The 24,117-nt window shown below is 69.7% G+C and carries 13 protein-coding genes; 10 read left to right on the forward strand and 3 right to left on the reverse strand.

Features of this window, described 5'->3' with window-relative positions; translation table 11 throughout:
- Positions 1–31 precede the first annotated feature (31 nt).
- Both ACFVIV_RS02500 and ACFVIV_RS02505 read left to right on the forward strand, forming a co-directional pair.
- The gene (locus ACFVIV_RS02500) at positions 32–526 is read left to right on the forward strand and encodes a carboxymuconolactone decarboxylase family protein (protein ID WP_379192975.1); all 495 of its coding nucleotides are present in this window, start codon (positions 32–34) and stop codon (positions 524–526) included.
- Positions 523–1,029: an HPP family protein gene (locus ACFVIV_RS02505; RefSeq protein WP_379192976.1), complete on the forward strand. Its 507-nt coding sequence runs from the start codon at positions 523–525 to the stop codon at positions 1,027–1,029. Before ACFVIV_RS02500 ends, ACFVIV_RS02505 begins: the two co-directional genes overlap by 4 nt.
- Here ACFVIV_RS02505 and ACFVIV_RS02510 read toward each other — a convergent pair.
- Positions 1,001–1,450, reverse strand: a complete 450-nt coding sequence (locus ACFVIV_RS02510) for a TIGR03667 family PPOX class F420-dependent oxidoreductase (RefSeq protein ID WP_379192977.1) — start codon at positions 1,448–1,450, stop codon at positions 1,001–1,003. The genes ACFVIV_RS02505 and ACFVIV_RS02510 overlap by 29 nt on opposite strands.
- Before the next feature lie 52 nt (positions 1,451–1,502).
- Entirely contained in the window at positions 1,503–2,417 is a 915-nt protein-coding gene (locus ACFVIV_RS02515; RefSeq protein ID WP_379192978.1) for an alpha/beta fold hydrolase, read from the reverse strand.
- 169 nt (positions 2,418–2,586) lie between these two features.
- Between ACFVIV_RS02515 and ACFVIV_RS02520 the strand changes: the two genes are divergently transcribed.
- The 3 genes from ACFVIV_RS02520 (at position 2,587) to ACFVIV_RS02530 (ending at position 7,779) form a co-directional block, all read left to right on the forward strand.
- Positions 2,587–4,545, forward strand: coding sequence for an ABC transporter ATP-binding protein (locus ACFVIV_RS02520; protein ID WP_379192979.1), 1,959 nt, complete (start codon positions 2,587–2,589; stop codon positions 4,543–4,545).
- Positions 4,542–6,278: an ABC transporter ATP-binding protein gene (locus tag ACFVIV_RS02525; RefSeq protein WP_379192980.1), complete on the forward strand. Its 1,737-nt coding sequence runs from the start codon at positions 4,542–4,544 to the stop codon at positions 6,276–6,278. The genes ACFVIV_RS02520 and ACFVIV_RS02525 overlap by 4 nt, the downstream gene beginning before the upstream one ends.
- A gap of 217 nt (positions 6,279–6,495) precedes the next feature.
- Positions 6,496–7,779 (forward strand): SidA/IucD/PvdA family monooxygenase, encoded by a 1,284-nt coding sequence (locus ACFVIV_RS02530; RefSeq protein ID WP_379192981.1) that lies wholly within the window; start codon positions 6,496–6,498, stop codon positions 7,777–7,779.
- A gap of 160 nt (positions 7,780–7,939) precedes the next feature.
- On the opposite strand, the gene ACFVIV_RS02535 is transcribed toward ACFVIV_RS02530, so the two are convergent.
- Positions 7,940–8,596, reverse strand: a complete 657-nt coding sequence (locus tag ACFVIV_RS02535; protein WP_379192982.1) for a GNAT family N-acetyltransferase — start codon at positions 8,594–8,596, stop codon at positions 7,940–7,942.
- 158 nt (positions 8,597–8,754) lie between these two features.
- Here ACFVIV_RS02535 and ACFVIV_RS02540 point away from each other — a divergent pair, with 158 nt between their 5' ends.
- From ACFVIV_RS02540 to ACFVIV_RS02560, 5 genes are read left to right on the forward strand one after another with little or no spacing between them, the layout of a single operon-like run.
- Positions 8,755–9,528, forward strand: a complete 774-nt coding sequence (locus tag ACFVIV_RS02540; RefSeq protein ID WP_379192983.1) for a thioesterase II family protein — start codon at positions 8,755–8,757, stop codon at positions 9,526–9,528.
- Complete coding sequence (locus ACFVIV_RS02545) at positions 9,525–10,865, forward strand: polyketide synthase (protein ID WP_379192984.1); 1,341 nt, start codon at positions 9,525–9,527, stop codon at positions 10,863–10,865. Before ACFVIV_RS02540 ends, ACFVIV_RS02545 begins: the two co-directional genes overlap by 4 nt.
- Positions 10,858–14,217 carry an SDR family NAD(P)-dependent oxidoreductase gene (locus tag ACFVIV_RS02550; protein ID WP_379192985.1) on the forward strand — a complete coding sequence of 1,120 codons (3,360 nt, stop codon included), beginning with the start codon at positions 10,858–10,860 and terminating at the stop codon, positions 14,215–14,217. Before ACFVIV_RS02545 ends, ACFVIV_RS02550 begins: the two co-directional genes overlap by 8 nt.
- Positions 14,218–14,235: 18 nt before the next feature.
- Entirely contained in the window at positions 14,236–19,338 is a 5,103-nt protein-coding gene (locus tag ACFVIV_RS02555; protein WP_379192986.1) for an amino acid adenylation domain-containing protein, read from the forward strand.
- The gene (locus tag ACFVIV_RS02560) at positions 19,335–24,110 is read left to right on the forward strand and encodes an amino acid adenylation domain-containing protein (RefSeq protein WP_379192987.1); all 4,776 of its coding nucleotides are present in this window, start codon (positions 19,335–19,337) and stop codon (positions 24,108–24,110) included. Before ACFVIV_RS02555 ends, ACFVIV_RS02560 begins: the two co-directional genes overlap by 4 nt.
- Positions 24,111–24,117: the final 7 nt, after the last annotated feature.

A 24,117-nucleotide genomic window follows, 5' to 3' on the forward strand; every position in this document is an offset into this window, starting at 1 on the left:
AGCCTGATGTTCCGTTAGAAAGTTGAGAGACATGATCACTCCGGTCGACAACGCTCCGCTGCTGGACGAGGTGCGCAAGCGTTTGGGGCGCGTGCCGAACATGCCCAAGGTGATGGCGAACGCGCCCGCGGTGCTGGAGGGCTATCTCGCGCTGTCGGGCGCGCTGAAGCAGGGCACGCTGCCCGGCCCGACCTCCGAGCGCATCGCCCTCGCCGTCGGCGCCGCCAATGACTGCGGGTATTGCGTCCAGGCGCACACCTATCTCGGCAAGCGGGTGGCCGGGCTCGATGACGCCGAGGTGGAGGCGGCGAAGCGCGGCACTTCCGCGGATCCGAAACAGGCGGCCGCGGTCGCCTTCGCCCGGGAGCTGACCGAGAGTCGCGGCAAGGCGGACCCGGCCGCGGCGTTGGCCGCCGGCTGGACCGAGGAGCAGATTCTGGAGATCATCGCGCTGGTCGCGCTGCAGACCTTGACGAACTACGTCAACAAGGTCGCCGAGACCGAAAACGATTGGCCCGCCGCGTGATAACGGCCGCGCCGGACCGCCGCGCCGCGGTCCGGCGCAGCCTCGAACCGGCGGTCACCGCCGTCGTGCTGCTCGCGCCGCTGGCGCTCGCACAGGGCATTGCCGACGGTCTGTTCTTCGCGCCGCCCTTGGCCGCCTCGGCCGCGGTGCTCGCCGCGACGCCGGGCCTGCCCGCCGCCAAACCGGCGACAGTGATTGCGGGGCATGCAGTTTCGGTGACCGCCGGGCTGGCAGCCGCGCTGCTCGCGGGGCCCGGGGTGCTCGCGGCGCTGCTCGGAGTGGGTGTGGCCATCGCGGCCATGGCGGGCCTGGGCCGCATGCACGCCCCGGCGGTGGCCTCGGCGGGTCTGGTCGGCGCGGCCGGCTCTGCGGTGGGCGCGGCCGCGCTGCTCGCGGGCGCGATCGCACTGGTCGTACTCGATCTCGCCCGCAAGGGAATTCGTTCCCGCATCACCGCACGCGGGGGAGCGGAGATCAGAAGCCGCGCAGGCGATCGGGTGTGATGCGGACGGGGACCGAGTAGGTGGCGTAGAACTTCTCCGGCGTCATGTTCAGCGACGCCAGGCCGGGCGTGTACTTCTCTGTGTAGGCGGCGATTTCGGCGTCGGTCGGCGGCTGGTCGTCGATGCGGGCGGTGCCGGTGAGAATGACGACGTCATTGCCGCCCGCGGTATTGAGGTTCAGTGCGACGCGCGGATTGCGGGCGATATTCCGGAGTTTGGCCTGATTCGGAATGCTGAAGAGCAGGAATTCACCATCCTCCCAGAGGAACCAGACCGGATTCGGCTGCGGTGTCCCATTGGCGCCGGTGGTGGTGAGCCAGATGATGCCGTCGGTCCGCAGGCGATCGGCGGCCTTGGCTCCGAGTTCGGTGGCGGGGTCGACTACGGGCGCATCGGAAGGGCGAGCGTCGGTGGATGTCATGCATCCGGTCAACGCTCGCCCGAGGTGAGGGATTCCATATACAGGTTGTGGACTACTGCTTTACTTCCTTGTCCAGGAAGGCCGGCACCATATCGCCGAGCAGGTCCGGACGGTGCATGACCGAGACGTGCGAGGCGCCGGGGATGATGGCCAGCTGCGAGTTCGGCAGCCCGGCGGGAGTGTCACCCATGATGCCGCCGCCCAGCAGGCGGAAGATCGCCACCGCGTGCTCGGGGGTCACGATGTCGGAGTCGCCGATGATGTTCAGCACCGGGGACTTCATGGCGCGCACCGACTCCTCGGGGAAGGTCGGGACATTGGCGTCCATATCCTTGATCTTGGCGACGAGCGTCGGGAAGTCCTGCGGCCGAGGCGCATTGGCGAGGTAGTCGGTGTGGAACGGGCTGCCGTGCAGCATTTCCGGCTGCAAGCTCTGGATGCCTTCCAGGGTGCCCGGGTGCAGGCCGGCGGCGGACAGGCCGACCGACAGCAGCACCAGCTTGTTCACCAGATTCGGGTAGCGCACGCCCAGGTCCAGGGCGACGCCCGCGCCCATGCTGTAGCCGAAGATGTCGGCCTTCTCGACGCCGATCTTCCGCAGCAGCGCGGCGGTGTCGTCGGCCATGGTGTTGGTGCGCAGCGGGTGGTCGATATCGGCGGTGTGGCCGTGCGCCTGCTGTTCGACGGCGATGACCTGACGGGTCTGCGACAGGGTGGGGATGAGCTCGCCGAAATCGGTCTGGATACCGGAGAGCGCGCCGTGCAGCAGCACCACCGGCGGCTTGCCGTTCCGCTCGCCGTGCACCTCGTAATACATGTCCAGGCCGTTGACGTCGGCGCGCTGACCGGTTTGGACAGCGGTCACGGCCGGCTGGGTGGTCTCGCTGGATTCGGTGCCGCAGGCGGTGAGCAGTGCGGTGGCGGAGATGGTGAGAGCGGCGACTGCGGCCACGGACTTCTTGATCATGATGGGGCTCGTTTCGGCTGATGAATTGCGGTGCGAGGCCGCGGTCCTCGCTGGTTCACCGGTTCAGACGAGCCGTGATCGCGGAATTCATCGGTGCCTGGAATCCCACAATCAAGCAAGTTAGCCTAACCTATCTTCTGATCGATTCCCGTATCGAGAGGCAGAAGAGATGACGGTGGAGGTCGCGCCGCCCACGGCGGCGCAGCCCGAGGTGGGGGACACCGCACCAGCGGACGCCGAGTCCGGCAGGGCGGCGGCGAAGGAACGCAAACAGCGGGAGGCGCGGGCGCGCAAGGAGATCCTGGCCCCGGTGGCCGGGACGCTGTCGCTGGCGAGCCTGATCGTGGCCGTGGCCTCGGTCTGCGCGGTGGTGCCGTTCCTGCTGATCGTCTCGGCCTGCCGGGAACTGCTGAACGCCCAGGTCGACACCGATCGCGTGTGGCGGCTGCTGCTCATCGCGGTGCTCGTGCTGGTCGCGCGGGCCCTGCTGCAAGCGGTCGCGCTGACCTGGTCGCATGCCGTGGACGGCGGCTATCAGCTGACTCTGCGGCGGCTGCTGGCCGACAAGCTGACCCGGGTTCCGCTCGGCTGGTTCGGCGAGCGCACCTCCTCCGAGGTCAAGAAGTACCTCCAGGACGATGTGGACGCGCTGCACTATCTGGTGGCGCACGCGCGCCTGGACTTCGTCGGCTCGGTGACGGTGCCGCTGGTGACGCTGATCTATCTGGCGACCGTGGACTGGCGGCTCACCCTCGTGCTGCTGGTGCCGCTGCTCGTGTACGCGCTGTGCATGAAGAAGATGCTCGACGAGCCGGGGCGGGAACGGATCGTGGCCTACAATGCGGCCGAGCTGCGCACCCGGGAGGCGACCGTCGAATTCGTCGAGGGCATCCAGGTGGTGCGCGCCTTCGGCCGGGCAGGCAAGGCGCACAGCGTGTTCCAGGACGCGGTCGAGCATCAGACCGAGAGCGTGCGCCGGTTGAAGATGCCGGTCATGACCGTGCAGTCGATCTCCGAGACGGTGGTCGCGCCGGTCTTCGTCATGCTGCTGGTGGTCGTGGCCGGGCTGGCCGGGGTGGGGGCGGACTGGCTCGAGCCGCTCGATGTGCTGCCGTTCCTGCTGGTCGGCCTGGGTCTGGGCAGCTCGCTGCTGGGGCTGGGCTACGGCGCGCAGGCGCTGCGCACCGCCGGTGATGCCGCGCTGCGGCTGCACGAGCTGATGCAGACGCCGGAATTGGAAGCCCCTTCGTCATCCCGGCATGTATTCGGCCGGGATCCAGTAGATTCCGGCCAACAGCATGCCGGAATGACGGAGGGTCAGAATGTCCCGGCGGGACAGGTGCGCTTCGAGGACGTGAGCTTCGGCTACCGCGCGGATCATCAGGTGCTGCGCGGCGTCGAGCTGGAGCTGGCGCCCGGCACCATTACCGCCCTGGTCGGCCCGAGCGGTTCGGGCAAGTCCACGCTCGCCAAGCTGCTGCCCCGCTTCTACGATGTCGACTCCGGCCGGATCACCATCGGCGGCCGCGACGTGCGCGACTTCGCGACCGAGGAGCTGTATCGCACAGTCGGATTCGTCTTCCAGGACGTGCGGCTGATTCGCGGCACCATTCGCGACAATCTGCGGCTGGCCAGTGGCGAGGCCGACGACGCCGCCTTGGAGCGGGCCGCCCGCGCCGCCCGCATTCACGAGCGCATCCTGGCGCTGCCGCGCGGCTACGACTCCGAGATCGGCGTCGACGCCACATTGTCCGGCGGTGAGGCGCAGCGGCTTTCGATCGCCCGCGCCCTGCTCGCCGACACCCCGGTGCTGGTGCTCGACGAGGCCACCGCCTTCGCGGATCCGGAATCCGAGGCGGCGGTGCAGGACGCGCTCGCGGTGCTGGTCGCGGGCCGCACCGTGCTGGTGATCGCGCACCGGCTGCACACCATCACCGGTGTGGACCGAATCCTGGTGCTGGAGAACGGAACCCTGGTCGAACAGGGCGATCACGCGAGCCTGTGCACGGCGGGCGGCGTCTATCAGCGACTCTGGGAGATCAACGAGGCGGCGCTCGAGGTCGTCGCGGCGCTCGACGGCGAAGAATTCGGCGCCGCAGGCGACAAGGCCGGGGAGGGAACCCGATGATCCGCAAGGTGCTCGCACTGGTGCCGGGCGAATACGCCCGTCTCACACCGCGATTGTTCATCGCCATCATCGCGCAGACGCTGTGCCAGGCCGCGGCCTACGTGCTGCTCGTGCCGGTGCTCGAGGCGCTCTTCGACGACGATCTCGGCCGGGCCCGGGGCTGGACGCTGTGGCTGGCGCTCGCCGTCGCCGGCGTGGTGGTGCTCAGCTACGTGCAGTCGGTGCTCGGCCTGCGCGTGGGCGTCGGCATGCAGCACGGTTTGCAGACCCGGCTCGGCGATCACCTGAACGCCTTGCCGCTGGGCTGGTTCGACACCCGCAACGCGGGCGAGCTCTCGCGCATCGTGGTCGAGAACGTGCGCGAGGTCCAGGGCCTGATCGCGTATCTGATCGCGAAAATACTGACCGGCGTGCTGGTTCCGCTCGGCGTGGCCGTGGGCATGCTGCTGGTGGACTGGCGCATCTCGCTCGCCATGCTGGTGGCCGCGCCGCTGCTGTTCGCGGTGAACCTGTGGGCCAACCGCTCCTACACCGCCTCCGACGAGCGCCTGCACGAGGCCGCCTCCGAGGCCAATGCCCGCGTGCTGGAATTCGCTCAGGCGCAACCGGTGCTGCGTTCCTTCGGCGCGGTCGGCAAGGGCAACAAGGCCCTCGACGCGGCCCTCGCCCGGCAGCGCAAGGCCGCCTCCGGAATGCTGTTCGCCAGCGTCCCCGGCCTGATCGTGTTCTCCCTGGTCGTGCAGGCCGTCTTCCTGGTCCTGGTCTACCTGGTGGTCGGCCGCGTCACCGGCGGCGGCATCTCCGCCGCCGCGGCCATCGCCCTGATCGCGGTGAGCGCCCGCTTCATCGAACCGTTGAACCAGGCCGCACAGCTGGGCACCGCCCTGCGCTCGGCCGCCGCCGCAGCCGACCGCGTCACCGCATTGCTCGCCGAACCCACACTGCCGCAATCGAATACCACGGTCACCCCCGGAGCTCCCGAAATCGTCTTCGATCAGGTGAGTTTCGGCTACCGCGAAGGCGACCAGGTCCTCTCCGACGTCACCTTCACCGTCCCCGCGGGCACCACCACCGCCATCGTCGGCCCCAGCGGCGCCGGCAAATCCACGGTCCTGCGCCTGGCCGCCCGCTTCCACGACACCGATTCCGGCCGCGTCACCGTCTCCGGCCACGACGTCCGCGACCAGCCCACCGAAACCCTGCTGGGCCGGCTCGCCCTGGTCTTCCAGAACGTCTACCTGTTCAATCGCTCCGTCCTGGAGAACATTCGAGCCGGCCGACCGGATGCGACCGACGAGGAGGTGCGCCGAGCGGCGGCGGTGGCTCGCGTGGACGAGATCGCCGATCGCCTCCCCGACGGCTGGGACACCACGGTCGGCGAGGGCGGCACCGCCCTGTCCGGCGGTGAACGCCAACGAGTCTCGATCGCCCGCGCCCTCCTCAAGGACGCCCCCGTAGTCCTCCTGGACGAGGCCACCAGCGCCCTCGACCCCCAGAACGAGGTGGTCGTGGTCCGCGGCATCCACGAACTCACCCGCGACAAGACCGTCATCGTGGTAGCGCATCGCCTGGCCACCATCGCCCACGCCGACCAGATCCTCTTCATGGAGTCGGGCCGCATCGTCGAACGCGGCACCCATTCAGAGCTTCTCGCCCGCAACGGCCGCTACGCCGACTTCTGGAACGAACGCACCCGCGCCTCCGGCTGGCGCCTCGAGGCCGCCCCCGCCTGATCTGCGGGCGCTCCCCCGTGATGTCGGAGGCGTGGGGCTTCGCCCCTCCCTCTCCTTCTATTCGGCCCCCGGGCTCGTCAGAGCCCCGGGGCCGAAATCACTCCCATCTCGGGGAGCAGGGGCTGGCGCTACGCAAGCATCGCGATGCAATATAAGGTAAGCCTATGCAAACATCGGGGGTGGGTGTTTGCGTGTCCGAGATGAGGCAGGAGAACCGGTGGAGACACTTCTCGTGGTCGGCGCGGGGCCGAAAGCCCTGGCGGTCGCGGCCAAATCGCATGTGCTGCGCAAGCTCGGCCTGCCCGCGCCCCGGGTGATCGTGGTCGAAGCGCATGCGGTGGGCGGTAACTGGCTGCCCAGCGGCGGGTGGACCGACGGGCAGCATCGGCTCGGGACCAGCCCGGAGAAGGATGTCGGGTTTCCGTATCACTCGACGTGGGCGCGGGGGCACAATCGCGAGATCGACGAGGCCATGCGGGCGTTCAGCTGGTCGGCGTTCCTGGTGGCGCACGGCACCTATGCGGAGTGGATCGATCGGGGGCGGCCGAGTCCGCAGCATCATGTGTGGGCGAAGTACCTGCAGTGGGTGGGGCGCTCGATCGATCTCGAACTCGTGCTGGGCAGCGTGAAAGGCATTTCCGCCGCGGCCGACGGCTGGCTGGTGCAGGTGGCCGACGCCGATGGCGGGTTGAGCGAAATCGATTGCGACGCCGTCATGATCACCGGTCCGGGGCGCAGCGATCGTGCGCTCACCGCGCATCCCAAGGTGCTGAGCATCTCCGAGTTCTGGGATCTGGCGGGGCGGCGGGCGCTGCCGCCGTCCTCGCGGGCCGCGGTGGTCGGCGGCGGTGAGACCGCCGGTTCGGCGCTGGACGAGCTGATCCGGCACGAAATGCTCACCATCTCGGTGATCTCCCCGAAGGCCACGCTGTACACGCGCGGCGAAAGCTATTTCGAGAACTCGCTTTACAGCGATCCCACCAAGTGGAGCGCCCTCGGCATGGAGGAGCGTCGCGATGTCATCCGCCGCACCGACCGCGGGGTGTTCTCGGTGCGCGTGCAGGAGAGCCTGCTGGGCGACAACCGGGTACACCACCTGCAGGGCCGGGTGGTGAACATCGCCGATCGGGACGACCGGGTCGCGCTCACGCTGCGCAATGACATGCGCGCGGATCAGGTGCACTCCTTCGATCTGGTGGTCGACGCCACCGGCGGGCAGCCGCTGTGGTTCCTGGATCTGTTCGACTCGGGCGCAACCGATCTGCTGGAACTGGCCGTCGGCGGACCGCTGACCCAGGATCGCATCGAGAACGCCATCGGCTACGACCTGGCGCTGTCCGGCCTGAACGCCAAGCTCTACCTGCCGAATATGGCAGCCCTGGCGCAGGGTCCGGGCTTCCCGAATCTCAGCTGCCTGGGCGAGCTTTCGGATCGGGTGCTGCGCTCGGACCTGGCCCAGCGGGGAAGGGTTGCGCGCGAACGGGTTTCCTCGGCGCGCTGACGATCACCCCCGTCATCCTGGCGGAGCGCATTCGTCATCCCGGCGTGCTCTTGGCCGGGATCCACCGCTGCTGAGGGTGGATTCCGGCCAAACCCACGCCGGAATGACGGGGCGGGGCTAATGACAATGACGGGGCGGGGCTAATGACGGGGCCGGGTTGCTACCGCAGCACCGGCAGGTCGGCGGGATCGCGGGTCAGCGTGTAGAGCGAGATCCGCCGGTCCGGGCGAATGTCGAAGTCGCCCAGGTGCTGCCAGCCGTTCTTCTCGAGGGCCTTGCGCATCGGGGTGTTGCGGTAGTCGGGCTCGCACATGACGCGGCGGCATTCGGGCTCGGTCTCGAAGATGCGCTCCACCAGCTGCCGCATCCACGCCGACATCACGCCGCGGCCCAGCAGTCTGGTGTCGGCGGTGGCGATGTGGAAGCCCATATCGCGCGGATCGGCCCGGTACAGCTTCGCGATCTCGTCCTTGGCCGGGCGGTACAACTCCACATAGGCGACATCCCGGCGGCCCGTCTCCGGGTCGCCGAGCGCGGTGAAGTCGTAGCCGAGCAGGCAAGGGCGGGAGAAGGTTCCGGCCAGCTGTGCCGAGCAGTCGGCGTGGCGGCGCTCGACGGTCCAGTCCTGCTCCCAGGTCTCGAGCAGGTGCGGCCGGCGCATCCATTCGGTGATCGTCCGGGGATCCTCGGAATCGACGTCCACCAGGCGTAACGAGAACGGCTCGGGGAAAACGGGAACCACCGGTGCGGGCGCTGCGCGGACCTCGTCGGGGACGTCTGTCAGTTCACGCGCGAGGACGTAGGGCGTCCTGTTCATCGATGGAGACTCCGTTCGGGTCGTTAGCTTGATCACCCAGGTTTGTAAGGCTAGCCTATACTAAATCGGTGGTGCTACGGTTGCCCCAAACATCCGAGGGGGGACCACGGTGAAACCGATGCCGCGCACTGTAGGCGGTGTGTAGGAGAGATCAGGAAATGGCAAGGGAACTCGGTTGGATCAGGCAGTTTCAGGCCCCGCGTTCCGAAAACCGCCCACCGCTGCTGATTTTCCCGCACGCGGGCGCCGGCGCCTCCGCCTACCGGGTTTTCGCCAAGACCCTCGGTGAACATTTCGACGCCGTGGTGTTCCAATACCCGGGCCGCCAGGATCGCGCACGCGAGGCCGCCGCGGAAACGCTGCCGGAGATCGCCGCGGGCGCTTTCGCCGCATTCCTGGAATCGCCGCACCACACCGGCGCTCCCATCACGATTTTCGGGCACAGCATGGGCGCGGTCATCGCCTTCGAATTCGCCCGGCTGGCCGAGGCCGCCGGCGTGCCGGTCCGGCTGCTGGCCGCCTCCGCGGCCGCCGCGCCCGCCCTCATCGCCGATCTGCCGCCCCATCCGCAGGAGGACGAGGCGCTGCTCGATCACATGGGCGCCCTCAATGGCACCGGCGCGGACGTGCTGGCCAGCCGCGATGTGCTGCGCATGGCGCTGCCGGTCCTGAAGGCCGACTACCGCGCCTTCGACGCCTACGCCTGCGCCGCCGATATCGCCGTGGCCGCGCCGATTCTGGTACTCGGCGGCCAGGACGACGAATTCGTCGCGCCGCGCGCGCTGTACGCGTGGGAAGCGCACACCCGCGCCGGCATTCAGGTGACGCTGTTCGACGGCGGGCATTTCTACCTCAATGAGCACGTGGCCGGAATTGCCGAACTCCTGGTTTCCGCCGTGCCCGATGCACGAGAAGCGAGCACCTTCGCATGACAGCGTTTTCCGCCGATGATCCGATCGTGATCGTCGGAATGGGTGTGGAAGCACCCGGCGGTATCGAAACCCTGCCCGAATTCTGGGCGGCGCTGGCCGAATCCCGGGAATTGATCGGACCTTTCCCGCGCGACCGGGAATGGCCGCTCGCGGAAATGTTCGCACTGGATCGCCGGGAAGGCTGGAGCCCGGTGCGCGATGCCGGTGGATTCCTGGCCGGCGCAACCGAATTCGACCCCTTGTTCTTCGGCATCACCCCGCGCGAGGCGGTTGCCATGGACCCGCAGCAGCGGGTCGCATTGCGGGTGGCGTGGCGGGCGCTCGAACACGCCGGTATCAATCCCGGTGCGGTGGACGGTGATTCGGCCGGCTGCTGGATGGGTGCGTCCATCATGGAGTACGGCCCGGCGGTCGCCGCGGTCAACGAGTACAGCGGCTATCGGGCCACCGGTTCGGCGCTGGGCGCGGTGGCCGGGCGCATTTCGCATGTGCTCGGCCTGATCGGACCGTCCATCAGCGTGGATACCGCCTGTGCCTCCTCGCTGACCGCGGTGCATCAGGCCGCGGCCGCCCTGCGCGCGGGGGAGTGCGAGTGGGCGCTCGCGGGGGGCGTGTGCGTCATGGGTTCCCCGGGCGCGTTCTACGAGTTCTCCAAGAACAATGCCCTGGCCACGGATGGCCGCTGCCGGCCCTATGCCGCCGACGCCACCGGCACCCTGTGGGGTGAGGGCTCGGGCGTGGTTGTGCTGGAACGCGAATCGCGGGCGCGGGAGCTCGGGCATCGCGTGTACGGGCGGCTGCTCGGTTCGCGGGTCAATCACAATGGCAAGGGCGCGCCGATCGCCGTGCCCAGCGCCGCGGCGCAGGAGCGATTGATCCGCGACACCCTCGCGGCGGCGGGCCTCGCGCCGGAGCGGGTGGGACTCATCGAAGGACACGGCACCGGAACGCCGGTCGGCGATCCGCTCGAACTGACGGCCCTGGCGCGGACCTACGGCGCGGTCCCGGCCGGCGACGGTGCCGACAAGCCTGTCACCGGTCCGCGGCTGGGCTCGGTGAAATCGAACACCGGTCATGCGCAGGCGGCCTCGGGCATGCTCGGGCTGATCAAGGTCCTGCTGTGCGGGCTGCACGGCAGTATCGCGCCCAGCCTGCACACCGACCGGCCGACCCGTGACATCGATTGGGACGCCACAACTTTGCGGCTGGCCACGAAGCTGGAGCCGTGGGAGGCCGTGGACGGGCTGCGCTGTGCCGCGGTCTCCTCCTTCGGTGTCGCGGGCACCAATGCGCACGTCATTGTCGGCCTGCCGGTAGCGGAGGAAAGCGATGTGTAGTCACCGCCTGCCCGATGGCAGCATTCCGGTCCTGTTGTCCTCCGATACCGCCGCCGGCCTGCGCGCCGAGGCCGTCGCGATCCTGACATATCTGGAGAAGCACCCGGCGGTGCCGCCGGATCGGGTGTCGGACATGCTGTTCCGAACCCGGACCGCACGACGTTATCGCGCGCTGGCCATGGTCGCCGAGCGTGCGGAGCTGCTGGACGCGCTACGCGCCATCGCTTCCGAGCAGCCGCATCCGGCCATGGTCGTCGGTGACGGTCCCGCCACCGCGCGCCGCATCGGCTTCGTGTTCCCCGGGCAGGGCAGTCAGCGCCCCGGGATGGGCAAGCTCTACTACGAGCTTTCTCCGGCCTACCGCGCGCGGGTCGACGAATGCTCGGCCATCCACATCGACCGATTCGGTCACGATCAGCCGCTGCACTATCTGCTCGGTAACCAGGGCCGGTACCAGGACACGGTATGGGAAGTGCAGCCCGCCTTGATGTTCCACATGTCCGGCCTGGCCGCCATGTGGCAGGCCGCCGGCGTGCGGCCCGCCGCGACGATCGGTCACAGCCAAGGCGAACTCGCCGCCGGCGCGACCTCACAGGTGATGTCCCTGCGCGATGCCGTGCTGGTGGTGACCATCCGTGCCCGCCTGGTCGAGCAGCTCGCCCCGCGCGGCTACTCCATGGCGGTGGTTGCCATGGACCGCGAGGAGTGCGAGGCCCTGCTGGCCCGGCACTCCGGCTGGGCCGAATTGTCGGTCGTGAACTCGCCGCACATCATGGCCATCTCCGGTGACCGGCAGACGATCGCCGATATGGTGGCCGCCGCCACCGCGCAGGGCCAGTTCGCCCGCGAGATCGGCGTGGCCTATCCGGCGCACACCTCGATCGTCGCGGAGGTACGCAAGGACGCCCAGGACTTCCTGCGCGACGAGATGAGCAGCCCCACCTTCTACAGCACCGACATTCCCTGCTACGGAGCCACTCTCGGCGCGCCGATCACACCGGACATGGTCCAGGAGGAGTACTGGTACTGGAATCTGCGCAATCGGGTGCGCTTCGACCGCGCCGTGGTGGCCGCCGCCACCGATGGGGTGGACACCCTCATCGAGGTCGTCGAGCATCCGGTTCTGCAACTGGCGTTGCAGGAGAACCTGACGCTGGTGCCGCGCGATCCGGCGCGGGGCGCACGCGACTTCCGAGTCCTCGGCACCGCTGTGCGCACCGCCGACAGCCTGCGGGAGTTCACCCGCAACCTGGCCGCCGTCGCGGTGAGTGACCTCGGCTACGACTGGAGCGCCCTGCGCACCGGCACGAGCGTCTCCCTCCCGCTGCGCGACTTCCCGCACACCGTGATGAACCCCAGAAAGCTCTGGGCCGCAGCCGGATACGACGAGGACAAGATCCGCCCCGCCGCCCCGCCGGTCCCCACCCCGCAGCGCCTGGTGGAGACCTGGCTGCAATGGGACCGCCGCTCCCTCACGGCCCTGCGCACACTCGCCATCATCGACCCCACCGGTCGCTGCTCCGATCTGGCCGCCGCACTCGTCAAGGCGGCCGATCGCTACGGCGCGACCGCCACGATCCTCGACGCCCAGCCTGGTCTCGGCGCTCAGCCTGGTCTCGGCGCTCAGCCTGGTCTCGGCGCTCAGCCTGGTCCCGGCGCTCAGCCTGGTCTCGGCGCTCAGCCCGGTCCCGATGCTCAGCCTGGTCTCGGCGCCCAGTCCGGTCCCGACACCCAACCCCGTCATCCCGGCATGCTTTTGGCCGGGATCTCCGACAGCGCGGCGGATTCCGGCCAAAACCGCGCCGGAATGACGAATGGGCATGGTGCGCTCGCGGCTGACGGGCAGGCCGCCTTCGATACGGCGGTGATTCTGCTCCCGGCGCTGCCGCAGGTGGACGGCGCGGGCGCGGTGCCGGATCTCACCGAGTTCTTCGCCGAGCGTGCGTGGCTGCCCGCCGTGTCGGGGCTGCGGCCCGGTGGCGAGGCATGGCTGGTGACCGTGGGCGGGGAGTCGGTGCTGGAATCCGATCCGCTGCCGCAGCTGTTCCACGCAGCGGTGAGCTCCGGGTTCCGTGCTGTGGCGGGAGAATATCCCGGCCTGCAATTCCGGCACCTGGATCTGGCCGCCGATGCCGGGGCCGAACAGGCAAGCCGGATTGTGGGCGCGCTGCATACGGCGGGGGAGCCGCAGCTGGCGTTGCGCGGCGGCAAGGTGTTCGTGAAGCGCCTGGTCGCCGACGAGTCGGAGCCCGGCGCCCGGGCGAATCTCGAGCACGTGGTGATCGTCGGTGGGACCGGTCGGCTCGGCTTGATCTTCTGCGAGCATTTCGCGCGGCTGGGTGCGGGACGGATCACGTTGCTGAGCCGGTCCGGCGAATCCGGTGCTCCAGCCGGGGAACTGGCGCGCCTGCGGGCCATCGGCGAGACCGAGATCGAGGCGATCGCCTGCGATGTGGCCGATGCCGGCGCGGTGACGCGCCTCGCGGCCGGAATGCCGGATCGTCCGGCGAGCCTGCTCATCCACGCGGCGGTCAACTACGTGGACGCCACGATCGCCGATATCACCGCCGAGATGGTGGCCACGGCCGCCGCATCGAAAGTGGCCGGCCTGGAGACCGTGCTGGCGGCGCTGCCGCGCACGGCCGACAGCCGCATCGTATTGTGCTCGTCGATGGCCGCGACCATCGGCGGCAAGGGACAGATCCTCTACGCGGTCACCAACCGCATGCTGGACATCCTCTCGCGGCGCCTGCGGGCGCGGGGCATCGACAGCACATCGCTGCAATGGGCGCTGTGGAGTGTGGCGGGCCCGCTGGACCATGCGGGATTCGCCCGTGTCGCCGGTGCCGGCGTCTACCCGATGAATCCGGCCGATGCGATCTCCTGCGGATTCACCGGTCAGCCGACCGATGCCATGGTCATCTCCGCCGACTGGCCGTTCCTCCGCGAGATCATGGCCGCGTACGGTCAGGCCGCACTGCTGGCCGAGGTGCCGGAGCGGCCGGACCCGATCAGCATCGCCGCGCCGGTGGAAACCCCCGCTGTGGCAGTCGATTCCGTTGTTGAACCGGCGCCGATACCGGCAAGCGTGTCCGTCGTGACCGCACCCGCCGATGATCGCCCGCTGGCCGATCAGGTGCTGGCCGAACTCCAGCGAGTCATGGGCATCGGCGCTGGCGAGGCCATCGACCGGTCCGTACCGCTGGTGGCGCTGGGCCTGGATTCGCTGCAGGCCTTGGACTTCCGCAAGCGGGTGCGGTCCGCGCTGGACCGGGATCTGCCGGTCGCCGCGATTCTGGGCGGTGCGTCCCTCGATGACGTCGTGCTGCTCATGGCTGAGAACACCAACTAGGCAAAGGGGCCAGATTCCATGTCAGACACCGATGCCGCCGTGCTGAACAACGCATCCGCGCTCGATCGCCGCCGCGAACTGCTGCGCCGCCGCCTGGCGGAGAGCGGGCTGGCCAAGGAGGCCGCCGCCGCGCCCGTGCGCCGCACCGCCGCGGGCGAGCGCCGCCCGCTGTCGGCGGGACAGCGCCGCATGTGGTTCCTGCAGACCCGCGACCCGCAGGACACGACGCTGAATATCTGTGTCGCCTACCGGCTCACGGGCGCACTGGACGAGCAGCGGCTGCGCGGCGCGGTCGGCGCGGTGTTCGCGCGCCACGACATTCTGCGCACCACCTACGGGGTGGACGAGCAGGGTGAGCCCTTCCAGGTGTTCGCCGAGGACATCACCGTGCCCTGGCAGTCGCACGATCTGACCGAGCTGCCCGAGCAGAGCCGCGGCGTCCGGGTGGAGGTGCTGGCGCGCCGGGAATTCGGGCGGGCCTTCGACCTGGCCGCCGACCTGCCGCTGCGAATCACTCTGGTGCGCACCGGTGCCGAGGAGTTCGTGCTGCTGCTGGCCGCGCACCACATCTGCTGGGACGACGACGCCTGGGGTGTGTTCTTCGCCGATCTGAACGCCGCCTACAACGGCAATGGCGAAATCCCCGCCGCGCCCGCGCAATTCGCGGACCTGGAGGTCCTCGACGCCGCCGCCGACGACCCGGCCGATATCGAATTCTGGCGCACCGCGCTGCGCCCGCTGCCCGAACCGCTGGAGCTGCCGGGTGCGGCCGCCGCCGTCCCGTCCAAGTCCGCGGCCCGCCGCACCCTGACCCTGCCGCAGGATCTGCTGAACCGGGTGGACGCCTTCGCCCGCGAGCATGCCGCGACCCCGTTCATGGTGCTGCTGGCCGGCTATGCCGCTCTGGTCGAGCGCTACACCGCCGCAGCCGATTTCCTCATCTCCATCCCGGTCACCAACCGCCGCTCGGCCGCCGCCGAACAGCTCATCGGCTACTTCGGCAACACCCTGCTGCTGCGCAACACCCTGCGCGCCGGTGAAACCTTCAGCGGCCTGGTCGAATCCACCAAGCAGACCTGCCTGAACGCCTTCGCGCACCAGGCCGTCGGCATCGATCGCGTGGTGCGCGAGGTGAATCCGGAGCGCGTCGCCGGCCGCGATGGCATGGATCAGCTGGTGCGCCTGGGCTTCAGCGTGCGTAAGAGCGCCGACGGGTTCGCGCTACGCGATGTCAGCTCCGTCCAGCTCGACGAGCTGGGCGCGCCGACCGCGCAGGTGCCGCTGGCCCTGGCCGTGGTCACCGAGAGCGCGCACGGCGCGGTGCTCGAGGCCGAATATCAGGTCGACGTGCTCAGCGAGGCGCTGGTGCAGGGCATGCTCGAGCACTACGCGCAGCTGCTCGACAGCGCGCTCACCATGCCGGACAAGCGCATCGGCGATCTCGACATGCTGGGCGCGCAGGATCGCGCCGCCATTCTCGAACTGTCGCGCGGCGCGGATGTGCCCGCCGACCCGACCACCATGGTCGCGCTGTTCGAGGCGAGCGCGGCGGCCGCGCCCGAGGTGGTCGCCCTGGTCTCCGATACCGCCCGCCTGACCTACGGCGAACTGAACCAGCGCGCGAACCGCCTGGCGCACTGGCTGATTCGTGAAGGGATCGGCGCGGAGGACATTGTCGGCCTGCGCATGAGCAATTCCGTCGAGTTCGTCGTCGCGGTGTTCGGCGTGCTCAAGGCCGGTGCGGCCTATCTGCCCATCGACCCGGCCTACCCGGACGACCGCATCGACTACCTGGTCGCGGACGCCCGCCCCGCGCTGGTCATGGGCCGCGTGGAGCTGGATGCCGCCGAATCCGCCGCCGCCGAACTGCCGCAGGCGAATCCGGCCGATGCCGACCGTGTGCGCCCGCTGCGCCCGGAGAACCTGGCCTATGTCATTTACACCTCCGGCTCCACCGGCAAGCCCAAGGGCGTCCCGGTCGCGCACGCCGCCATTGCCGATCATGTCGTGAGTTTCACCGCCGAATGGGGCATGACCGCCGAAGACCGGCTGCTGCAATCGTCGTCGGTGAGCTTCGACGCCTCGCTGCTGGACATCTTCGTCACTCTCGCGCTGGGTGCGCGGCTCGTCGTGCCGAAGCCGGACGCGTTCCGCGACATTCGCTACGTCGCGGATCTGATCACCCGCCAGGGTGTGACCGTGCTGCACATGGTGCCGTCCATGCTGAGCACCTTCCTGCTGCTGCCCGAGGTCAGCGAATGGCGGGCGCTGCGCCACGTCCCGGTCGGCGGCGAGGCGCTGCCCGGCGAGGTGGCCGACAAGTTCGCGGGCGTGTTCGACGCGGAACTGCGCAATCACTACGGGCCCACCGAGACGGTCGTGTGCGCGACCCATATGCCGGTGGAGGGCCCGCAGGGCACCGGCATCGTGCCGATCGGCGTGCCGAATCAGAACGTGCACGCCTATGTGCTCGACGAGGCGCTGCAACTGGTGCCCGCGGGCGTGGTGGGCGAGCTCTACCTGGGCGGCGGCCAGCTGGCCCGCGGCTATCTGGGCCGGGCCGAGCTGACCGCGCAGCGTTTCGTCGCGGACCCGTTCACGCCCGGGCAGCGGCTGTACCGTTCCGGGGACCTGGTGCGCCGCAACGAGTTCGGCGAACTGGACTTCGTGGGCCGCGCCGACGAACAGGTCAAGGTGCGTGGCTTCCGCATCGAGCTCGGCGAGGTCGAGTCCGCGCTGGGCGGGCATCCGGCGGTCGGGCACTGTGTGGTGGTCGTCGCCGAGGATCCGGCGGTCGGGCCCATGCTGGCCGCCTACCTGGTGCCGGCCGCCGGGCAGTCGGTGGATGTCGAGCAGGTGCGCGCGCATGCCGCCGCCCGGCTGCCGGAGTACATGGTGCCCAGCGCCTTCGCCGTCATCGACGAGATACCGCTGACCGTCAACGGCAAGCTGGACAAGCGGGCGCTGCCCACGCCGCAGTCCGCGGTCGAGCGCACCCATCGCGCGCCCGCGACCGCCACCGAACGGCGCATGTGCGGGATCTACGGGCAGCTGTTCGGCCTGGCAGCGGTTGGGGCGGACGACTCCTTCTTCGAGCTGGGCGGGCATTCGCTGCTGGCGGCCCGCCTGGTTGCGCAGATCCGCGCCGAATTCGGTGTGGAGCTGGATGTCCGGATCATCTTCGACACCCCGACCGCCGCCGGGCTGGCCGCCGTGCTGGTCGAGCAGTTCCGCAACGAGTTCGGCATCGACCTGGATTCCATGGACGATTCCGACGGCTTCGCGGAGCCCGAAACCGTTGCCGCGCAGCCGGACACCGCGTCCGCGCGCCCGATGCTCGGTAATCGTGAACGGCCCGAGCAGCTTCCGCTGTCGTACTCGCAGCTGGCCATGTGGTTCCAGTACAAGATGGAAGGCTCCAGCGCCGTCGGCAACCTGCCGTTCGCGGTGCGCCTGGACGGTGCGCTCGACATCCCGGCGCTGCACGCGGCTCTCGGTGACGTCGTCGCCCGGCACGAGGCGCTGCGCACCGGTTTCACCGAGCGCGACGGTATCCCGTACCAGGTCGTGCAGCCGACCCTTCAGGTGCCGCTGGCCGTCACCGAGATCGCGGCCGATCGCCTGGACGCCGAACTCGCCGAGATCGCCGGCTACCGGTTCACCGTCGAATCCGAACCGCTGCTGCGCCCGACGCTGCTGGTCCTCGGCCCGCAGACCCATGTGCTGTCGCTGCTGGTGCACCACATCGTCGCCGACCACGCCTCGCTGGGCATCCTGCTCGGCGATCTGGTGACCGCCTATCGGGCGCGCGTGGAAACCGGGCAGGCCCCGCGGTGGACGCCCCTGGACATCCAGTTCCCCGATTACGCGCTGTGGCAGCGCGCGGCCTTCGAGCCCGGCGCCGATGGTGCGCCGAGTGCCTACGGCCGCGCGCAGATCGAGCACTGGCGCACCGCGCTGGCGGGCCTGCCGGATCAGATCGACGTGGCGCAGGACCGCCCGCGCCCGCCGGTGCTCGGCAAACGCGGTGAGGTGGCGACCTTCTCGGTGCCGGCCGCGCACCGTCTCGGCATTACCGCGCTCGCGGAGCAGTGCGGCGCAACGGAATTCATGGTCTACGAGGCCGCCGTCGCCACCCTGCTGCACAAGCTGGGCGGTGGCGCGGATATCGCGCTCGGCACCCCGGTCGCCTGCCGCGTGGACGCGGCCACCGCCCCGCTGGTCGGCCTGTTCGCCAATATGGCGGTGCTGCGCAATGACCTGTCGGGCACGCCGTCGCTGCGTGACACCGTGCTGCGGGCTCGCGAGAGCGTGCTGGATGCCCATGCGCACCAGGAACTTCCGATCGAACGCCTGGTGGAGGCGCTGAACCCGCCGCGCTCGCGCTCGCGCAATCCGCTGTTCCAGTCCATGCTGCACTTCCGCGGCGCGGACTGGGCGCCGGCCGCGCTCACCATGACCGGCGACACCACCGCGACCGTGCTGCCGGTGGACTTCGATGTCTCCTTCCTCGATCTGAACCTGAGCATCAACGTCAATACCGATGGCGGACTGGATGTCCGGGTGGTCGCCAATGCCGACCTGTACGACGCCGTGACCGTCCGCAATATCGCCGACGCGCTCGCGGCCACCCTGTACGGCTACGCCACCGCGCCCGAGCGGGCGGTCGCGGAGTTGGAGGTGCTGCCGGAATCGGTGCTCGAGCGCCTGCTGGCCGTTCCGGTGGCGGCCGTGTCCGCCGCGCGTCCCGCGGCCGAGGCCGGTGACACCGGCAGCGCTGCCGCAGTGGGCACTGCGACCGTGCGCACGCTCATCGAGATCCTCGAGGAGCTGCTGGAGATCACCGACGTCGACGCCGAGGACAACTTCTTCGCGCTCGGCGGCGACAGCGTCATCTCCATCCAGTGGTCGGCCCGCGCCAATGCCCTCGGCCTGCCGCTCACCCCGCAGCTGGTCTTCGAATGCATGACCATCACGGAACTGGCCGCCGCCGTCGACGCGGCCGAACCGAGTGCGCCGCAGCAGGATTCGGTCCCGCAGGAGGAATCCGCCCCCATGAGCGCCTCCGGCCTCGACGCCGACACCCTGGCCGCCCTCACCGCCTCGTGGGGACAGTCGTGACCGCCGCGACGCCGCCGCAGATCGAAGACGTCCTCGCGCTGAGCCCGCTGCAGGAGGGACTGTTCTCCCTGTCGCGGCTCACCGGCGACGGCATCGACCTGTACACCATGCAGTTCGTCGTGGACATCGATGGACCCCTCGACGCCGGCCTGCTGCGCCGCAGCGGACAGGCCATGCTGCACCGGCATCCGAACCTCAAGGCCGCCTTCTGGGACCGCGATGTGCCGCGGCCCGTGCAGATCGTGCCGGTGGCGGCCGAACTGCCCTGGACCGAACACGCCGCCACCCCGGCGGAATTCGATGCCATCGCCGAATCCGAACGCCGCCGGCCCTTCGAGCTGAGCCGCGGCCCGGCGCTGCGCATCCTGCTGCTGTCGGTCCCCGGCTCCGAGACCCGCCGCCTGATCCTCACCGCCCACCACATCCTCATGGACGGCTGGGCGGTCGCGGTGTTCTTCACCGAACTGCTCGCCGTCTACCGCGCGGGCGGCTCCACCGCCGGGCTGCCCAAGCCGCGCCCCTACCGCGATTACATCGCCTGGCTGTCCGGCCAGGACCGGTCCGCGGCGCTCGCGCAGTGGGTGGAATACCTTGGCGCGCTGAGCGGTCCGCTCATGATCGCCGACGGCGCCCCGGCCGCGCGCGGCAGCGCCGTCCCCGAGAAGACGAAACTGCTGCTGCCCGCCGCTGAGACCACGCAGCTGCAACGGTGGGCGCGCAGCAACGGCTTCACCCTGAACACTGCTGTCCAGTTCGCCTGGACCGTACTCCTGGGCCGCCTCACCGACCGCCGCGATGTCGTCTACGGCACCACGGTTTCCGGCCGCCCCGAACACCTCCCGGGCGTCGAGCAGATGGTCGGCCTGTTCATCAACACGATCCCGGTCGTCCACCACATCGACCGCGACAGCAGCGTCGTCCAGCAATGCGCCCGCCTGCAACGCGACTGTGCCACCATGCGCGAAGCCGGCTACCTCAGCCTGTCCGAGGTGCAGCGCGCCGCCGCCCGCGGCACCCTCTTCGACACCCTCTTCGTCTTCGAGAACGCTCCCATCGACGACGCCATCCAGCAGGTCACCACCCCCGACGGCGCGACCTTCCGCCCCCTCGAGATGGAGAGCTTGGCCCACTACCCCCTCACCGTCGTCTCCCACCTCAGCGGCAACGACCTGATCGTCCTGATCGAAGCGATTCCCGAAGCCCTACCCCACTTTTCCCCCGCTGACCTCGGCGAGCGCCTCCTCTCGATCCTGCGACAGCTCCCCGCCATTGGAGCGGCGGTCCCCGACGCACTGGATGTGCTGACTCCGGAAGAGCGCGCGGAACTCGCAACAATCGCCCCTCCGAACGACGGCGCCGCTGCTCCGAACGACTTCTCATCTGCTCCGAATGGCATTGCCACCGGCCTGAACGGCACTGCGCCCGGCATGGCAAGCAGTGTGCCCGGCCAGGCGAGCGCTGCGTTGGGCGAGGCGGGCGCTGCGCCGGGCACGGCGCCGCGTCCGAATGGCGTCGCCGGCGGCCTGAACGGCGCCGTTGGCGGTCCGAGCGGTGCTGTTGGCGGTCTTGGCGGCATTGCCGTGTCGAACTCGGTCGATGGCCTGGATTCGGTGTGGGCGGCGTTCGAGCGGCAGGTCGAGTGGACGCCGGAAGCGGTGGCGCTGCAAACCGGGGCCGGTGCGCGCTATACCTATCGGGAGTTGCACGATGCGGCGGTGCGGCTGGCCGGAGAATTGGCTGCGCACGGCGTCGGGCCGGAAACCGTTGTGGCGCTGGTAATGCCGCGCTCCGAGCATTCGATCATCGGTTTGCTCGCGGCCTTCGCGGCGGGCGCGGCGTATGTTCCGGTCGACGTCTCACTGCCGGTGTCACGCATCGAATCGATTCTGCGGCAGTCGAATCCGGTGCTGTTGCTGGCCATCGAGAGCTGCCTGGAGCTGATCGACGGCCAGGCTACTCCGGTGCTGGTGCTCGACGATCCGGCGGTCGCCGCGCGCGTGTCCGCCCATCCGGTGTGGGCGCCCGAGGTGGTCCGCCACCGCGATCAGTGCGCCTACCTCATCTTCACCTCCGGCTCCACGGGTGAGCCGAAGGGAGTGGCCGGTACCAATGCCGCGGTTCTGGCCTACTTCGCCGATCATCGCGACCGGGTCTACCGCCCCGCCATGCAACGCCTGGGCCGCCCGCTGCGCATCGCGCACGCCTGGTCGCTGAGCTTCGACGCCTCCTGGCAGCCCATGGTGGGATTCCTCGCCGGGCAGACGATTCACCTGTTCGACGCCGAGGAGATGCGCGACGCGCACCGGCTCGTCGAGGGCATGATCGCGCACGAGATCGACATGATCGATACGACGCCGTCGATGTTCGCCCAGCTCAATGCGGCCGGACTGGTCGACCGCGAGCTGCCGGTGCTGGCCCTGGGCGGCGAGGCCATCGACGCCGCGCTCTGGGCTCGGCTGCGTGCCCTGGCTCCGCAGGGCGGCAGGTCCGGTACCGCCGTCTACAACTGCTACGGGCCGACCGAGACGACCGTCGAAGCCGTGGTGGCTCCGGTCGCCGCCTACGACGGCCCCACCATCGGCACCCCGAACGCCGGAATGTCGGGCTACGTGCTGGATTCCATGCTCCGCCCGGTCCCGCGCGGCGTCATCGGCGAGCTGTACCTGTCCGGTCCGCAGCTCGCCCGCGGCTATATCGGCCGTCCCGCAACGACTTCCGATCGTTTCGTGGCCGACCCGTTCGTGCCGGGGCGGCGCATGTACCGCACCGGCGATCTGGTGCGCCGGCTCCCGCACGGCGGCTTCGGCTACCTGGGCCGGGCCGACGATCAGGTGAAGGTGCGCGGCTACCGCATCGAGATCGGCGAGATCGAGACGGCGCTGCGGCGACTGCCCGGCGTGGACACCGCCGCCGTCACCGTGGTGCGCCGCGCGGGCGGCGCGAGCCTGGTCGGCTTCGTGGTGGGCGAGACCGGGCGCACCGTCGATCCGCTCCGGCTGCGTGTCGCGCTGTCGGAACGCCTGCCCGCGTACATGATTCCCGCGCGCATCATCATGCTTCCGCGGCTGCCCGTGAACGCCAACGGCAAGCTCGACGGGCACGAACTCGCCCGCCGCGCGGAGGAGGCGCTCGCCGATACCGGTTCGGGCACCGCGCCGCGCACCCCGACCGAGAAGGACCTCGGCGAGGTGCTGGCCGAGCTCTTCGACGGCCGCACCCCCGGACTCGACGACGACTTCTTCGCCCTGGGCGTGGACAGCATCGTCGCCATCTCCCTGGTCAACAAGGCCCGCCGCCGCGGACTGTCGCTGACCCCGCGAATGGTCCTGGCCACCCCCACGATTCGCGAGCTGGCCGCGGCCCTCGACAGCGCCGGCCCGGTCGCCACCGCGGCCGACGCCGCCGACTACGGCGACATCCTGCCGCTCCCGGTCGTGTCCTGGATGTACGAGTACGGCGGCTACCGCCGCTTCACCCAGACCGCACTGCTGAACCTGCCCAACGGCATTCGGCGCGACGGGCTGGAAGCCTCGCTGCAAGTCCTGCTCGACGGCTACGACACCCTGCGTTCGCGGCTGACCGACACCCCCGACGGTCCGCGGTTGGTCACGCGCGCGCCGGGTTCGGTCCAAGCGGCCGAAATCCTCACGCAGGTAACCGAACCGGCGGATCTCGGCGCTGCGGTGCACAGTGCCGCCCGTACCGCCATGGACGAAATCGACCCGCGCACCGGCGATATGGTGCGCGCCGTCTGGTTCACCGGCGGCGGTCACGACGATGTCCTCCTCCTGACCATCCACCACCTGGCCGTGGACGTGGTCTCCTGGCATCTCCTGCTGGCAGCCCTGACCGACGCCTGGACCCGGCTCGAATCCGGCCGGCAGCCGGTGGCGCTCCCGGAATCCACGTCATACCGCGAGTTCTCGCGCCTGATGTGGCAGCGCGCCGCCGCCCCGGAGGTGCTCGCCCAGCGCGACTACTGGACGACCCAGCTCGCCGCCGCCGATCCCGCTGTGGGCCACCGGGTTCCGGACCCGCGCACCGACACCTGGTCCTCCCTGCGCGTCGCCACCGCGGTCACCCCCGTGAACATCACCGAACGCATCCTGGCCACGCTGACCCGCGAGGAGGGCGTCCGCGAATTCCTCCTCACGGCGCTCACCATGACCATGGCGAGCTGGCGCCGCGAACGCGATCAGGATCCGTCCACCGGGGCCCTCATCGCCCTGGAGGGCCACGGCCGCGCCGACGACGTACTGCACACCGACACCTCGAACACCCTCGGCTGGTTCACGAGCGTGTTCCCCGTCCGCCTCGGCGCGGGCGAGCCCGTCGACATCGACCGCGCCGAATCGGACCCGAACGCCGCACGCGCACTGCTCGATTCCGTCACCGCCCACCTGTCGGCCATCCCGAACCAGGGCCTGGACTACGGCCTGCTCCGCTACGTGAACCACACCCCGGACCTGGTCGCCGCCCCGCAACCCCAGATCGAATTCAACTACCTGGGCCGAGTCGACCTCAGCGGCCGGCAGCCGGATTCCTGGTCCCTGTGCACCGGCCCGCTCAACGACGCCCTGCCCCTCGACCCGGAACCCGACCTGCCCCTGCGCTACGCCCTCGACGTCATCGCCGGCATCGGCACCACCCCCGAAGGCCCCCAGCTGACCACGAACTGGCGCTGGAGCGACGCCTTGTTCACCGCATCGGAGGCCGCCCGCCTCACCACACTCTGGACCCGCAGCCTCGCCGCGCTGGCCGCGGCCCTCTAGTCCCGGC

It is taken from the genome of Nocardia sp. NPDC127526 (assembly GCF_042672265.1).
Classification (GTDB): Bacteria; Actinomycetota; Actinomycetes; order Mycobacteriales; family Mycobacteriaceae; genus Nocardia.

Coding starts and splice junctions, on each gene's coding strand:
- ACFVIV_RS02500 (WP_379192975.1), top strand. CDS start 32: ATGATCACTCCGGTCGACAACGCTCCGCTGCTGGACGAGGTGCGCAAG.
- ACFVIV_RS02510 (WP_379192977.1), bottom strand. CDS start 1,450: ATGACATCCACCGACGCTCGCCCTTCCGATGCGCCCGTAGTCGACCCC.
- ACFVIV_RS02515 (WP_379192978.1), bottom strand. CDS start 2,417: ATGATCAAGAAGTCCGTGGCCGCAGTCGCCGCTCTCACCATCTCCGCC.
- ACFVIV_RS02520 (WP_379192979.1), top strand. CDS start 2,587: ATGACGGTGGAGGTCGCGCCGCCCACGGCGGCGCAGCCCGAGGTGGGG.
- ACFVIV_RS02525 (WP_379192980.1), top strand. CDS start 4,542: ATGATCCGCAAGGTGCTCGCACTGGTGCCGGGCGAATACGCCCGTCTC.
- ACFVIV_RS02535 (WP_379192982.1), bottom strand. CDS start 8,596: ATGAACAGGACGCCCTACGTCCTCGCGCGTGAACTGACAGACGTCCCC.
- ACFVIV_RS02540 (WP_379192983.1), top strand. CDS start 8,755: ATGGCAAGGGAACTCGGTTGGATCAGGCAGTTTCAGGCCCCGCGTTCC.
- ACFVIV_RS02545 (WP_379192984.1), top strand. CDS start 9,525: ATGACAGCGTTTTCCGCCGATGATCCGATCGTGATCGTCGGAATGGGT.
- ACFVIV_RS02550 (WP_379192985.1), top strand. CDS start 10,858: ATGTGTAGTCACCGCCTGCCCGATGGCAGCATTCCGGTCCTGTTGTCC.
- ACFVIV_RS02555 (WP_379192986.1), top strand. CDS start 14,236: ATGTCAGACACCGATGCCGCCGTGCTGAACAACGCATCCGCGCTCGAT.